We start from the raw sequence: 14810 nt of genomic DNA on the forward strand, positions 1-14810 counted from the left end.
TTAGGATAGAACCCATGATCTTAGACCGTTATCTAAAAAAATTACCTTTTTTAGAGAAAACATGGTTTCAGTTTATTGTATTTGTGTTACGGCGCTTCAAGGCTGATCGTTGTCAGGAACAAGCAGGTTCTTTGACTTATACGACCCTATTTGCTGTGGTTCCAATGTTAACTGTATTCTTGGTTATCATTTCTTCGATTAAGGCGTTAGAGCCTGCTCGACAGCAGCTACAACAACTCATTTATAGTAACTTTTTACCTAAAAGTACCATTGCTTTTGATAAAGCGCTTAATGCTTTTACCGAGAAATCAAGTAACTTGACCATCATTGGTGTGCTGTTTCTTTTTGTCACAACCGTTTTAATGCTGACCTCAATCGAGAATGTTTTCAACCGTATTTGGCGCGTTAAAGAGACACGTTCAGGTTTGGTTGGCTTTATGCGTTATTGGACCATTATTTCATTAGGCCCAATCGTGCTCGGTAGTGCATTTGTCCTCTCCTCTACTGTTGCTTCGATGAATATTCTGAGCAATAACTTTGCTGGTTATCAATTAAATGGATCTTTTATCTTATGGATGATCTCATTTTTATTGACCATTATTGGTTTCTTTATTCTGTATTGGACGATTCCAAATCGTACCGTGCCTATTCCCTCCGCACTGATTGCTGCCTGTTTTAGTGCAACCGTTTTTGAAATCTTAAAACGCTTCTTCGGTTGGGTGATGAGCAACTTCACTAGCTATGAAATCGTTTATGGTGCGTTCGCTGCCGTTCCTATTTTCCTGCTCTGGATCTACCTTTCTTGGAACATGATTTTGCTCGGTGTCGAAGTAAGTTATGCATTGACTGCATTTCACTCAGGAAAGGAACAAAAACGCCATCCGATCTTGATGTTATTGGACATTTTGGAATTGTTTTATAAAAAGCAACAGATTGGCGAAAGTGTTTCGGAGCAAGAGCTTCTCGGCATTATTGGACGAGGAGAATTGGGCCGCCTGCCTGCATATATCCTTCAATTAGAGGAACAAAATCTGGTTAAGCGTACCGACAAGGATGAATACGTTTTGGTTCGCAATCTGGCACAAGTCGATTTCTGGAGTTTCTTTACTGCGCTACCTTATCGGCTTCCACTCCGTGAGGATGTTCTGAATATTCATCAAGATGATGAATGGATGGAGCGACTTGGACCTTCATTGATCGAAAGCAATGATTACTTAGCAGCCAAACTTTCCATCCCGCTTTCCACCATCTTTGAACAGAAATAAAGATCACCTAAAAGACCTCAACAGAGGTCTTTTTTTATTTCCGTAACCAACCCTGCAAGCTCACAACAACGATTCCAAGCAAAACCAATGCAGAACCAACCACAAAGTTTAGCTCTACAGTTTCATCCAATAACCACACACCAAAAGCCAAACCAAATAATGGCGTTAAAAATGAAAATACACCTAAACGAGAAGCTAAATAATTTCTAAGTAACCAAAACCATGCAAGGAAACTTGCGAAAGAAACAATCAAGGTATGAAATGCCAAGCTACCAAAAACCAAGGGAGTAAAATGGATGGTGGATTGTCCCAGAAAAACAGCCAAGCTAAATAACAAGACAAAGCTCCCTGCAAGCTGATAAAACAAAGTCTGAGTCACTGCGGCCTGAGCCAAAGAGGATAAACGCACGGTAATCGTCGTTGCAGCCCAAGCAATTGCAGCCGCCAAAGCCAATAAATCCCCCCAAAGCATTTGTTGCTCAAGTACTGTTGTAGGGCCTTGATTGGGGCGAATAAAGGTTACAACGATCCCCATAAATGCAATCGCGATCCCACTCCATTGCAATACACTTAAACGTTCAGACGGTAACTTCCAATGCAATCCTAAGGCAACAAAAATCGGAGCGGTATATAGCAATACCACGGCGTGAGATGCTGAGGTTAGATTTAACGCTTGTGCCAATAAGAAGAATTCTAAAGAAAAAAGAACAGCAACCAAACCGCCTGCTTTAAGGTTTTGTCGATTAAACAGTTGACTGTTTTTATCCAGCCATAACAAAGGCAATAACAAAATTGCAGCCAAACCTGAGCGCAATGCAATTTGCATCAAGGGCGAGATATCGGGAGCAGCCATTTTTAAAATCACTTGCTGCAATCCCCAAATCATACAAAGCACGATCATTAGACCTGATGCTTTTGCATCTAAAGCTTTCCGCTCATCCATTGCCCGCTCCCAATTTTCATTCTAGAGAGCCAATATAAGCCTGTCAGATTTTCATGATATAGTGAAAATCTGACAATACATACATGTTTTCGGGCAATTCTCACTCTATGAAAAAAACAGCACAAAGATTTCAGGATTTCCAAAAAATTCCTGCCATCAATGATATTCCTGCCCCGTTATGGTTAAGAGTTCGCGATGCACCTGCGGAAACAATCTACCCCGAACACGCACATGCTTGGGGTGAATTTATTTATGCCTTTGATGGTGTTTTAGAAGTAAATATCGAGCAAATCCATTATTTAACACCGCCACCTTATGGTATTTGGCTACCACCACATATGCAGCACAGTGGCATTAACCGAAATGATGTCACTTACTGTACGCTGTATGTCCATGAATCTTTGTGTCAGCAGATGCCGCAACAGGCAGGTATTCTACTGACTGCACCACTAGTTCCATCCTTACTCGAACATATTCGTAGTCATCACTTACCCGACCATGATCCTGAATATTTAAGGCTGCTCCAAGTGCTGCTTGATTGCTTAACACATGCCGAATTAGTCGGAAGTTATTTACCCACTACACAACATCCAGCTCTTGCTCAAATTCTTAATCATTTACATGAGCATCCAGCAGATGATAGTACCTTAGAAGAACTCGCTAAAATGATCAACATGACTGAGCGAACCTTGGCACGTTATAGCCAAAAAGAGCTTGGTATGTCTTTGCACGAGTGGCGACAACGTTTAAAAGTCATGAAAGCAATGTCGATGTTAAACAAAGGCAAAACCATTGAAAGTATTGCGCTCGATTTAGGTTATGCTAGTTCCTCAGCTTTTATTTATATGTTCAAACGTTGGATGCATTTCACCCCAGATCAGTTTCGAAAACTCTATCAAGGCAGTTAAGGCAGCTCGAAACGTTTTAAATTTTCCTGTTCATAGGGTGCATCTTCAGCGGGATAACGCAAATTGACATGCCCCTTTTGCTTCGCCAAAGACCAAATAATACTCTCACCTGCGGGCAAAATTTTTGCATGTTTTTGGTAAAGTGCATCACTGTAGGCTTGTTCACTATCAATCAACTGCCAATCATGTGCTTGAAATGCCTGTATGACATCATTCAGAAATGCCGCATTGATCGCATTTACATGTAACAACAAAACATGCTTAGGCGAATAGCCCAACGTTCCAATCGCTAATTGATCATAATATGCGGCCCGATCAAGTAAATGAACAATATAAGCCTGTTTTAACTTTTCAAGATACTGCGTCTGTCCTTGTTTTTGATAGGCGATATATTTCTGATTATAAAACCAATCACTAGCATCAATACTGACAGCGCCAGATTGATAATGATGTTGTTTTAAGTACGCTGCAACGCGATCTCGTTTTTCAAGCGTATTTCCCTCTTTTAAAAAAGGAAAACGATATCTTGCCGTCCAACCCGTTAGCGGACGAAAAACCTGTTCAGCACGTTGTATGCCTGCAATATATTGCTGACTGCTAATATGGTCTTTGTTGAGATTTAGATGTAACTCACTGTGATTCCCAATTTGATGCCCTTGCTTGCCCCATTCAGCTACAAGCTGCAAACCGGCATAATCCCCTATTTTAATAACACTTGGATAAATAATACTTTTTAGTTGATGTTGTTTGAGTTGTTGTAAAATTTGCTGATTAATCTGCACCGCTTGCGAATTTAGATCGGGATTCACACCATCATCAAAGCTTAATGCCAGTTGTTTTGCCTGCCCCATTGTTGTCACGAATATCAGCAGCAGACCTAAGCATTTTTTCATGATTATTCTTCCCTTTTATTTTTAAATAAAAATGGCGCTGATCTTATAAAAGTCAGCGCCATTCTAAACATTATTAAGCGTTTACAAAGGTATCCCAGTCATATTCTCCAGTCTGGGTAATCAACTTCATTGTCAACTGATCATTCGGATGTAATGCACCAACGCCAGCTGGCGTTCCAGTCATAATCACATCGCCTGCTTGTAAGCTGAAAGATTGATTGATCTCAACCAGTAAAGCACCAATATCAAATAACATATCTCGGCTAAAACCGTGCTGACGCTCAACTCCATTAATCGTCAGGATCAGCTCTAATTCTTGCAAGTCACCGATTTCATCTGTTTCGACCCAATCCGCTAAAATACATGCACCATCAAAAGCTTTCGCTCGCTCCCAGGGCTGTCCTTTGGCTTTTAAGTCACTTTGTAAGTCGCGCAGCGTGAGGTCCAAACCTAGCGTGATTGCACCAATAGCTTCTAAAGCTTTTAGTTTATCCGTCTCTTGGGAAAGAGGATGTGCGATTTGCAAACAAATTTCACATTCAAAATGGCACTCGCCTAAAGCCTGATTCCATTTAACACCTTGCGTCAGTGAACCGATACTGCTGGGTGGTTTCATAAATAAAATCGGACGATCTGGAATTGCATTACCAAGCTCTTTTGCATGCTCAGCATAATTTCTGCCTACACAAACAATTTTTGATGGCTGAGTACTCATGTAAGCTCCTTGTTGTTATAACCAATAATGAGTTTATTTTTTAAAGCTATTTTCAAACTTCGTTTGATCTGCTGAATCGGTAAATGCTCGTTTGGGCACGATAATCACCGTATGATTTTTCAACTCTAACATGTAGGTCAACTTGCCTACTGCAAAGGATTGTACTTCAGCATACTGCGCTGTTTGTTTCTTTCCTGTTGAGTAAAGTTCAAAATGATCTTGGTAGAGATCAATGCCTTGCTCACTTTTTCCAAATTGATAACGCACGAATTGACGCTTAAACAACATCGGCAATAACCAATAACGCATCACACCCTGCATAATCAGAAAGAAAACGCCAAGCGCGACGTAGTAGCGACCTACATCAGTAAAACCGAGATAAACACCCCACAAAATAATCGCAATACTAATCGCTGGGGTGAGAAAACGCGTAAGAGGCTTTTTTCCAAAAGTGACTAAGGCAAAACCATCTTGAGATTCTTGTAAGTTAAGGTAATAACGCACAGATACGGTTGGACGCTGTTCAGACATACTCGGCTTCTAATTTTGCTCATCATGAATGGGCATAAATATTACACTAATTTAAATGGCTACATGTTGTTTTACACAATATGACTATTTTTTACTCTAGAAAGAAATTATAAATATTTTGGATTCACTGTTATGGATAAACACCCATTGCTCAACAGGTAAATTATAAGAACTCAAAGGAATGTAATGTCTTATTTTTCTCGCCTCATTTCTATAGGCATTTTATTCGGAGTAAGTCCGTTTAGTTTTGCTCAGATCATTACATGGTCTGACAATATTCCAAGTGCTTTACAGCCTTTTCAAAATAATCCTCAGCTTTTAGCCAGTTATACGCAAGGCAATATTTTTATTTATGGGCACCCTGCCGTAAAAACCTCTGTCCCAACATTAAAAAACAATCCTCAGCCAAGTGTTAGTTTTAATACTGCTGCGATTATTGTCCCCGCCAATACCCAACGCGTTTCTGAAACATTGACTGACTTTAGTCATTATGTTGGTCTATTTCCAACATTGAAATCTGCCAAACGTATTGAACAATCAGGCAATATCGTACAGATGAAATATAAAGTCTCCATCCCAACCCCTATTCCTGTACTTAATTTCAATGAAGATGTGACATTACAACATCAGATTAAAGCCAATAGCATCGCGAGTTTGGTGGTCGATGCACCTATTCCTTACGGAGTAGGGAAATTAGAGTGGTTTGCACTCGATGACAACAGAACTTTGATCACCTTAACGCAATGGGGAGATCTAAACCAACCCAAAGGCTTTATCATCAAAAAAATATTAAATGCCATTCCTGAAGTTAAACTTGGGATTCCCAGTACAAGTAATGCATTTATTTTAGAATCCCTCAGAAATCGATTTATTGGACAAAACACGGCTGCACTCAATGCAGGGCAAATGCCCAATCCACAACTCAGTGCAGCTCAATTAACAAAAATCACTCAACTGATTCAAGCATCCCAACAACCAGTCAGCGTGTTACATGCCCCGACGAGCGTACCGTATACTCACGGACGTGAAGGCATGCGATTTACAACGACCTATCATTTTTATAAGCATCCGCCACAGCAACTACAGAAATGGTTAAGTCCAATGTCTTATCAGGAGTTATTTCCAAGACAAATTAAAAAAGTCGTCACGACACCCATTCAAAACCAAGGACAAAATGCTGATATTCAAGTCAATGTCGGTTTAGGGGTCATTAATATTCCCTTTGCATTTAAACTGCATTTTAACTATCCAAATGACACCGAGAATAGTTTTTATGCCACGGGTGGTGATTTACGTTTTATTAAAGGAAAAATGGAGTTGACTGAGCTCAAACAAGGCAGTTTATTTAAAATAACCACCAGCGCAAAAATTGATGAAAAAGCACCATTTTTATTAAGGGCAATGCGCAGCTTGCCTTATCATGATGTGCTGCCTGCTGTTGGAGGTAATACCGTGTTTGTACAGAAAGTTAAAAACAAAATATAAATTTCAGGCACAAAAAAACCGCTAAGTTAGCGGTTAATTCTTCAAATTGGTGCGCTCAGAGAGATTCGAACTCCCGACCCCTTAGTTCGTAGCCAAGTGCTCTATCCAGCTGAGCTATGAGCGCGTATTTGATGGAGGGCATTATACGCACTTTTTCCCATTTGATAAGAACTTTATTGCAAAATAATTTCAATTGATTATAGATTCAGCACATCGTTTAAAAACACATCAGTACACAATATAAACATTTGCTTTCAATTGAAATACGAGACAAGAGTTTCTGCTTAATCACTACGATCAAAATTTTCATGATTTATTATTAAATTTCAGAAGATTAAAAAGTTGTTTACAGCGTTAGATGCTTTGTTTCACATTTTATTCACTTAGCTTTTGATATGGATTTTAGCTATTTTATCCATATTTTCTCTCTTCTCTCACACTAAAAAAATAAGCTAAGCAGTTGATTTTTATTATCCCCAAGATTTTCACAAAAACTACGCTTTATCGAGTGGCGTTGACAAAAAATAGTTAAACATTCAATACTTTTTATTAATTATGAGACAGGAGTCACATAATTATAAGGACGAATAAAACAAGACTTTAATAATTATGATAGGTATACCAATATGTTATTTAAAAATATCTTATCACCCATAACAGGCATCCTTTCTCTTCCAAGCCAGAATAATCAAGGCTCATCATCTTCTGTGAATACGGTATCAACAGTCAATAATAATCAAATAGAAGATAGTACCTTGACCAATAATAGCAGTAGTTCTGCTTATGATGGTTTGTTGAATGGAACTGCCGCTGGAAACGGTGAACAAAACTACGGTGTTGGCGTAGGCAATGGCGAAGGCGTTAATTTTCCTATTCCATTTACGACAACTTTCTATTCACTCGGAGACTCATATTCTTGGTTTGGCAATGCTGAACCTGTCACATCTTTAAATACAGCACCAACGTCCTCTTCAATCCATTTACAAGATCAAGATACGATTGATAACAGTAATACGGGTACTGCGGGAAATGGCAATGATGGTGGTTTCTTAAATGGTACTGCTTCAGGTAATGGCGATCATAACTATGGCATTGGTGATGGAAATGGCGATGATGCCAACATCATTACACCTATCACCACACCTGTAGACTCCCTAGGGAATGCTTATGCAGTAATTGGTGGTGGTGCAGTTGATTCAATCAATACAACTCCGACCAGTTCAACAGTTGTTATTGAAGACAATGACAATACCAATAACAGCAATACTGGCGTAGATGCCGCTGGGAATGGAAACGCAGGCGGTCTTCTGAATGGCGTCGCTGCGGGAAATGGTGAACATAATTATGGGATTGGTGATGGCAATGGTGATGATGCCAGTGTCACAACACCTTGGACGACACCAGTGCAATCTGTTGGAAACTCAATCTCTGGAATTGGCGGTGGCAGTGTAGACTCCATCAATACAGCACCAACAGTATCTTCAACCCATCTTCAAGATAATGACACAACCAATAATAGCAACAATGGTACAGGCACATCAGGCAATGGTTCTGGTGGAGGTTTAGCCAATGCTGTTGGTGCAGGAAATGGTGAACAAAACTACGGCATTGGGAATGGCAATGGTGACGATGCCAGTGTGACCACACCTGTAACTGCTCCTTTTCAAAGCATTGGCAACTCGATTGCTGGGATCGGAGGTGGTGATGTAGATTCCGTGAACAGTACGCCAACAGTGGCATCCAATGTCATCGAAGACAATGACACAACAGACAATAGCAATAATGGCATGGGGATAGAGGGTAGCTCAGGCAATGGGATTGGCAATGGTCTACTCAATGGCGTGAGTGCAGGTAATGATGAACACAACTATGGGATTGGCAATGGAAATGGCGATGATGCAAGTGTCACGATGCCATGGACAACGCCAGTTCAAGCGGTTGGTAACTCAGTCGCAGGCATCGGTGGGGGTGACGTCGGTTCAAGCAATAATGCACCAACCCTAAGTTCCAACATTGTTCATGACAATGATTCAACAGATAACAGCAATAATGCTACAGGCATAGCCAATTCAACAGGCAATGGTGTTGGCGGTTGGGGCAATGGTCCTGCTGCTGGCAATGGTGAACAAAACTATGGTATCGGGAACGGAAATGGCGATGATGTTGATGTAACTGCACCAGTCACCGCCCCTTTCCAAGCGTTAGGGAATTCTGTTGCGGGTATTGGTGGAGGTGATGTTGATTCAACCAATAATGCACCAACTCAAACGCTAAACTATGTCGAAGACAATGATTCAACCGACAATAGCAATAATAGTTCCAATAGCATTGATGGCTCTACAGGCAATGGTCTTGATGGCTTACTAAATGGCGTCAGCGCAGGCAATGACGAAAAAAACTATGGTATTGGCAATGGAAATGGTGACGATGCAGATGTAACTGCCCAATGGACAACACCTGTTCAAGTTCTCGGTAACTCATTTGGTGGCATTGGTGGTGGCGATGTTTCTTCCAACAATAATGGAGCAACAACCTCAACAAATATTGTTCAAGACAATGACAGTATTGATAACAGCAACAATAGCAATGGTCTTGGCAGTGCTGTAGGTAATGGGATTGATGGTTGGGGCAACGGCCCCGCAGCAGGTAATGGCGAACAAAACTATGGTATCGGCAATGGAAATGGCGATGATGTTGATGTTACAGCCCCATTCACAACACCCGTCAATGTTCTAGGTAATGCATTTGGAGGTATTGGCGGTGATGTTTCATCGACGAACAATGGCTCAACCACAACTCTCAACCACGTACAAGACAATGACAGTACCGATAATAGCAACAATGGTGGCACTGGTTTGGGCAGTGCTTCTGGTAATGGGATTGGCGGCCTACTCAATGGTGTGAGCGCTGGAAATGGTGAACATAACTATGGCATCGGTAATGGTAACGGTGATGATGTCGACTGGACATCACCTGTCGTCAGCCCAATCAATATTATGGGCAATGGTGTCTCTGGAATAAATCAAAACAATGATGAAGACAGTTCTGGCAATACCTCAACCAACACAGCAACCACCAACACCACCAATATTGTTGAAGACAATGACTTTATTGATCATAGCAATAATGGCGCTGGTGCAGCCGGTAATGGCATTGGGGGTATTCTCAGCGGTTTCGGCGCTGGTAACGGAGAGCAAAATTACGGTATCGGAAATGGTAACGGCGATGATGCAGGCGTGATCATGCCAACAACGACACCAATCAACACCCTCGGAAATGAGTTTTCTTGGTTCGGCGACGCAAACAACTCATCCACAAATAATGCATCTACTACAGCATCAAATTATGTTTTTGAAAATGACAGTACAGATAACAGTAATAACGGCACTGGTATCAATAGTGTTGCAGGTAATGGTGTTGGCGGTTTACTGAATGGCGTTGGTTCTGGCAATGGAGAACATAATTACGGAATTGGCAATGGGAACGGTGATGATGCTAGTGTCGTCATGCCGATTACCACACCAATGAGTGGCTTGGGTAACTCATTTGCATTATTTGGAGATGCAAATTCAAGCTCTGTGAATGAATCATCAACAACCACTGTCAATCATTTTGAAGATAATGACACTACAAATAATAGTAACAGTAGCACTGGCATCGTCGAAGGAGCTGCTGGCAACGGCTTAGGCGGTTGGGGCAACGGTCCTGCCGCTGGTAATGGTGATCATAATTATGGCATCGGCAATGGTATTGGAAATGATGCCAGCGTTGTCTCCCCTATCACTGCCCCGCTGAGCGGCTCTGGTAATGCATTCTCACTCTTTGGCGATGCAACCTCTAATTCTGTGAATGACTCATCCACACATACGACAAACTATTTCCAAGACAATGACACCACAGACAACAGTAACAGCGCGAATGGTTTTGGTGATGGTGGTCTAGGTGGTGGTTCTTCAGGGAACGGAATTGGCGGAGGACTGCTAAATGGTGTTGGTGCTGGCAATGGAGAACATAACTACGGAATCGGCAATGGTATAGCTGATGATGCCAGTATCGTTACCCCGATTACTGCACCAGTCAATGCTTCAGGCAATGCCTTCTCCATCTTTGGTAATGCAACATCAAACTCAACCAATGATTCATCAACAACAACTGTGAATCACTTCGAAGACAATGACAGCATCAATAACAGCAATGCTCATAATGCTGGCGAAATCGAAGGTGGCTCAGGGACTCTTGGCGATGGTGGTATCCTGAACGGTGTTGCTGCAGGAAATGGTGAACATAACTATGGTATTGGCAATGGAATTGCTGATGATGCCAGCATCGTGATGCCAATTACGACACCAATTAATGCATCTGGTAATGCATTCTCAATCTTTGGCAATGCAACAGCCAACTCAACCAATAACTCATCAACAACCACTACAAACTATTATCAGGATAATGATAGTACTGACAATAGCAATGGCACAGGAAATGGTGTTAGCACGGGTTCTGGTGGCTTATTCGGTCTTGGTGGAATACTCAATGGCGCTGCCTCAGGTAATGGAGAGCACAATTACGGTATTGGCAATGGTAACGGTGACAATGCAAGTGTTGTTGCACCGATTGCGATTCCTATCAACCTTTCTGGTAATGCGATTTCTCTTTTTGGCAGTGCCTCTGCGAACTCCACTAACAACTCATCTACCAATACAACCAATCAGTTCAATGACAATGACCTTGAAAATAATAGCAACGGCAGTGCCAATGGTTCAGGTGGAATCCTCGATGGTATCGGTGCAGGCAATGGTGAGCACAACTACGGTATTGGTAATGGCAACGGAGATGATGCGAATGTTGTAACGCCAATTACGATACCAATTAACTTCTCAGGAAATGCAATATCCGTTCTCGATCTCAGTGGTCTAAATGGTGAAGGTGATTTTAATGTGCTTGGCCCAGTGACTAACTTGGTTGGCGTTGTTGCTGGTAATGGTGATGGCTCAGGAGTTTTAGGTACTGTCACAGGTGCAATCGGTGGCATCACGGGTGGAACCGATGGTAGCCCGATTGATCTCGTCACTAGTGTGATTGATGGCATTACTGGTGGAACCGATGACAGCCCTATTGATCTCGTCACTGGTGTGATTGATGGCATCACAGGTGGTGATCTTGCTAATAATCCTGTCACAGGGATTGTTCAAGAAGGTATCGATATTCTACAAGGCGTTGAAAGCTTAAAAACTGAAATCATCAATACGGGTATTGATACTGTTGCTGACACCATCATCGGAGCTTTCCCTCAAGCTGAACATCCTGTCGGTGATATCGATGACCTTGGTACCCTCACTTTTGAAACTTCTCGCGATACTGTAAATGGTACTTTAGAAACCGTGTCTGATTTGGCAGGGGCTGATCTTAGTGGTGCTTTAGATTCTGCAACAGGTGTCATTGAAACCTTAGTTGATAATGGTTCTGCTGCAATTGGTATTGTTCAACATATTGCTGATGACCTTGGCAATCTCGGTGATCTTGCTGATGGTACACCACTTGAAATGGTGACTGGCGTGATTGACGGCATCACGGGTGGTACTGACGGTAGCCCGATTGATCTACTCACCAATGTAGTTGGTGGCATAACTGGCACTGAAAGTTCATTGGGAATCGTCACAAACTTACTTGGTAGTATTACTGGTAGTCTTAATGGTGGTGCACTAAGTGAAGTAACTCATATTACAGCCGATATCGATGGCGTATTCAGTGGCGGAGCGCTTGATTCTGTTGGAACAACCATTAGCAATGCGACGGATAACCTTGAACTTGGTTTAGATGGTCTGACTGGCGGATTAAGTGATGGTTCACTTGATGGTATTCATAACCTCATCAGCATTAGCTTAAATGGTGAAAGTGAGAACAGCTTAGGCGTTGATCATATCCTGACAGCAATTACAGGAACGACATCAACAGTGACAACGGTAACGGATTCAACAGGCTCAACTAGCACATATACAGAAACCATTACCTCCCCATCTACACTGACACATCTCTCAAATGAACTATTCCACTCATTGAATCTATTCTAAATCCTCGCTCAAAAAGCCGCTGTCATCAGCGGCTTTGATTTAATAAAGATTTAAACGTACTTATCCATTCAAACACCTTAATCAACAGTATTGATAAATACATAGTTTTAAATATCTTAACAATAATAAATTCTATACAAAAAAAACTGACGAATGACCACTTTTGACAAACAGAACGCCCCGACAGTCTAAAAAATTAACCTTCACTTTAAACAACTGATATTGCTCACATATTAAACAAATTCTACCTGAGCTTAAGCTCAAATAAAAAGTCTATTAAATATTAAAACTATTTACAATCAACAAGATAAGGTATCAAAAACAGAATAAGCAAATCAAATTCTCAAGATTGACAAAAAAACTGCAACATATAACACTAAAAATGATTAATGTGATGTTAATCACACAAAAACAATATGGATTTAATAATTACTCGAAACAAAACATTTTAAAAATATATAGGTACGCTTATGAGCTTCAAAAGTCTATTTTCGCCAATCTCGAATCTATCATCGAATTCATTTGATGATAATTTCACAATATCGCCCCTGAGTGGCTCAACACAGATTCCTTTTGCGTTGCTTTCACAGGCGCTGTCTACTCAAAATATCAACAGTATGGTGAGCAGTATAACGAGCAATATAGCAATGAACTCGTTTAGCCCTGTACTTAATATTCTAGGAAATTTTAATCCTATATCATCATTCACAGGGACTTTTGAAGACATTTCTAGTAGTAGCGGGAACTTCAAAAGTTTAGTCAATATTCCGTTTAAAGTCGTTCCCAATATGAGTGGTGGAGTTCCAAATATTCCGACCAACAATCCATTAGATGCAGCTGTTAATATGGCTGGAAATGTAAAAAATACAACTCTGAATAACCAATTATTTGATCAGACCACGAGCACTATCACCAATAACTCAGGCCTTCTCAATACAAGTACGCTAGAAAATCCAACCAATATTTTTGATACCTTTACAAACACAACCAACACTTCACCACTCAGTACCGTAACAAATGCATTCAGTGGCTCAATTATTGGGCTAAACACAGATGGTTTCGCAAATAACATCAACACCATTAACAACTTTAAAACCTTAATTGCGAATAATCCTGCAACAGCTTTAACTAACTTCTTTGGGGGATTAAATGGCGGAGTGAATGATAGCTCAGGCAATGCCAGCGGCAACATCAATACGCCTGTTGGAAATATCAATAGTGGTCTTTCTGGTGACCCTGAGAATGGTATTAATGGTGGAATTAATACAGGATCAGGCGATATAAATATTGGTGTCGGCGGCTATCAACTCAATACACTCACAACAACCATTTCAAATATCACTGGTGGGACTAACCCAACAAATACCTTCTCTACCATCATCAATCAGGTAAGTAGCGGAAGTAACCCTGTAACTCAAACTGTTCAAAGCGGTATTGATACATTACAAGGTGCTGAAAGCCTCAAAACAGAAGTCATTAACTCAGGTATTAATACCGTTGCAGATACAATCATTAGCGCTGTTCATCAATCCGAACATCCGATTGGGGATACAGCAGATCTAGGCACACTGACTTTTGAGACTTCACGCGATACCGTAAATGGTTCTTTAGAAGCTGTTTCAGACTTAGCTGGTGCAGATTTTAATGGTGCGATCGACTCCGTATCTGGTGTAGTGGAAACATTAATTAATAACGGCTCTACAGCTACAGAGGTTGTCCAACACATTGGTAGCGATCTTGGTAACTTAGGTAATCTTACTGATGGTACATCACTTGAAATGGTGACTGGTGTGATCGACGGTATCACAGGTGGCACTGACGGTAGTCCAATTGATCTCGTCACTGGTGTCATTGATGGCATTACTGGTGGTACTGATGGTAGTCCGATTGATTTAGTGACTGGTGTGATTGATGGCATCACAGGTGGCACTGATGGCAGCCCAATTGATCTTGTGACTGGTGTGATTGATGGCATTACTGGTGGAACAGACGGTAGTCCGAT

General features: G+C 41.1%; 9 protein-coding genes and 1 tRNA gene. 5 read left to right on the forward strand and 5 right to left on the reverse strand.

From position 1 onward, the window contains the following. Positions 1-14 precede the first annotated feature (14 nt). Positions 15-1265, forward strand: coding sequence for a YihY family inner membrane protein (locus tag ACF8D3_RS03525; protein WP_007479610.1), 1251 nt, complete (start codon positions 15-17; stop codon positions 1263-1265). A 34-nt stretch (positions 1266-1299) separates the two neighbouring features. Here the strand turns inward: ACF8D3_RS03525 and ACF8D3_RS03530 are convergent, their stop codons facing one another. Continuing rightward, positions 1300-2208 (reverse strand): DMT family transporter, encoded by a 909-nt coding sequence (locus ACF8D3_RS03530; RefSeq protein WP_061397360.1) that lies wholly within the window; start codon positions 2206-2208, stop codon positions 1300-1302. Positions 2209-2315: 107 nt separating this feature from the next. Here ACF8D3_RS03530 and ACF8D3_RS03535 point away from each other — a divergent pair, with 107 nt between their 5' ends. After that, positions 2316-3116: a helix-turn-helix domain-containing protein gene (locus tag ACF8D3_RS03535; RefSeq protein ID WP_061397387.1), complete on the forward strand. Its 801-nt coding sequence runs from the start codon at positions 2316-2318 to the stop codon at positions 3114-3116. On the opposite strand, the gene ACF8D3_RS03540 is transcribed toward ACF8D3_RS03535, so the two are convergent. The 3 genes from ACF8D3_RS03540 to ACF8D3_RS03550 form a co-directional block, all read right to left on the reverse strand. After that, the gene (locus tag ACF8D3_RS03540) at positions 3113-4009 is read right to left on the reverse strand and encodes a polysaccharide deacetylase family protein (protein WP_392470189.1); all 897 of its coding nucleotides are present in this window, start codon (positions 4007-4009) and stop codon (positions 3113-3115) included. The genes ACF8D3_RS03535 and ACF8D3_RS03540 overlap by 4 nt on opposite strands. 73 nt (positions 4010-4082) lie before the next feature. Further along, positions 4083-4724: a fumarylacetoacetate hydrolase family protein gene (locus ACF8D3_RS03545; protein ID WP_061392362.1), complete on the reverse strand. Its 642-nt coding sequence runs from the start codon at positions 4722-4724 to the stop codon at positions 4083-4085. A gap of 33 nt (positions 4725-4757) precedes the next feature. Continuing rightward, positions 4758-5255 (reverse strand): YcxB family protein, encoded by a 498-nt coding sequence (locus ACF8D3_RS03550; protein ID WP_007479602.1) that lies wholly within the window; start codon positions 5253-5255, stop codon positions 4758-4760. Positions 5256-5441: 186 nt separating this feature from the next. Between ACF8D3_RS03550 and ACF8D3_RS03555 the strand changes: the two genes are divergently transcribed. After that, positions 5442-6740, forward strand: a complete 1299-nt coding sequence (locus ACF8D3_RS03555; protein WP_392470192.1) for an SRPBCC family protein — start codon at positions 5442-5444, stop codon at positions 6738-6740. 47 nt (positions 6741-6787) lie between these two features. Here ACF8D3_RS03555 and ACF8D3_RS03560 read toward each other — a convergent pair. After that, positions 6788-6864, reverse strand: a tRNA-Arg gene (locus ACF8D3_RS03560). A 502-nt stretch (positions 6865-7366) separates the two neighbouring features. Here ACF8D3_RS03560 and ACF8D3_RS03565 point away from each other — a divergent pair. Together ACF8D3_RS03565 and ACF8D3_RS03570 are read left to right on the forward strand one after the other, a co-directional pair. After that, positions 7367-12808 (forward strand): beta strand repeat-containing protein, encoded by a 5442-nt coding sequence (locus ACF8D3_RS03565; RefSeq protein ID WP_392470195.1) that lies wholly within the window; start codon positions 7367-7369, stop codon positions 12806-12808. Between the two features lie 470 nt (positions 12809-13278). Beyond that, positions 13279-14810: beta strand repeat-containing protein (locus tag ACF8D3_RS03570; RefSeq protein WP_392470197.1), on the forward strand; the 1532-nt coding region annotated here is incomplete at its 3' end.

The sequence above is a fragment of the Acinetobacter sp. YQ_14 genome (assembly GCF_043102985.1).
Lineage (GTDB): Bacteria > Pseudomonadota > Gammaproteobacteria > Pseudomonadales > Moraxellaceae > Acinetobacter > Acinetobacter venetianus.

Bases quoted from the DNA above. Each gene is read 5' to 3' on its own strand.
- ACF8D3_RS03555 (WP_392470192.1), top strand. From the start codon at position 5,442: ATGTCTTATTTTTCTCGCCTCATTTCTATAGGCATTTTATTCGGAGTA.
- ACF8D3_RS03565 (WP_392470195.1), top strand. From the start codon at position 7,367: ATGTTATTTAAAAATATCTTATCACCCATAACAGGCATCCTTTCTCTT.
- ACF8D3_RS03530 (WP_061397360.1), bottom strand. From the start codon at position 2,208: ATGGATGAGCGGAAAGCTTTAGATGCAAAAGCATCAGGTCTAATGATC.
- ACF8D3_RS03550 (WP_007479602.1), bottom strand. From the start codon at position 5,255: ATGTCTGAACAGCGTCCAACCGTATCTGTGCGTTATTACCTTAACTTA.
- ACF8D3_RS03535 (WP_061397387.1), top strand. From the start codon at position 2,316: ATGAAAAAAACAGCACAAAGATTTCAGGATTTCCAAAAAATTCCTGCC.
- ACF8D3_RS03525 (WP_007479610.1), top strand. From the start codon at position 15: ATGATCTTAGACCGTTATCTAAAAAAATTACCTTTTTTAGAGAAAACA.
- ACF8D3_RS03540 (WP_392470189.1), bottom strand. From the start codon at position 4,009: ATGAAAAAATGCTTAGGTCTGCTGCTGATATTCGTGACAACAATGGGG.
- ACF8D3_RS03545 (WP_061392362.1), bottom strand. From the start codon at position 4,724: ATGAGTACTCAGCCATCAAAAATTGTTTGTGTAGGCAGAAATTATGCT.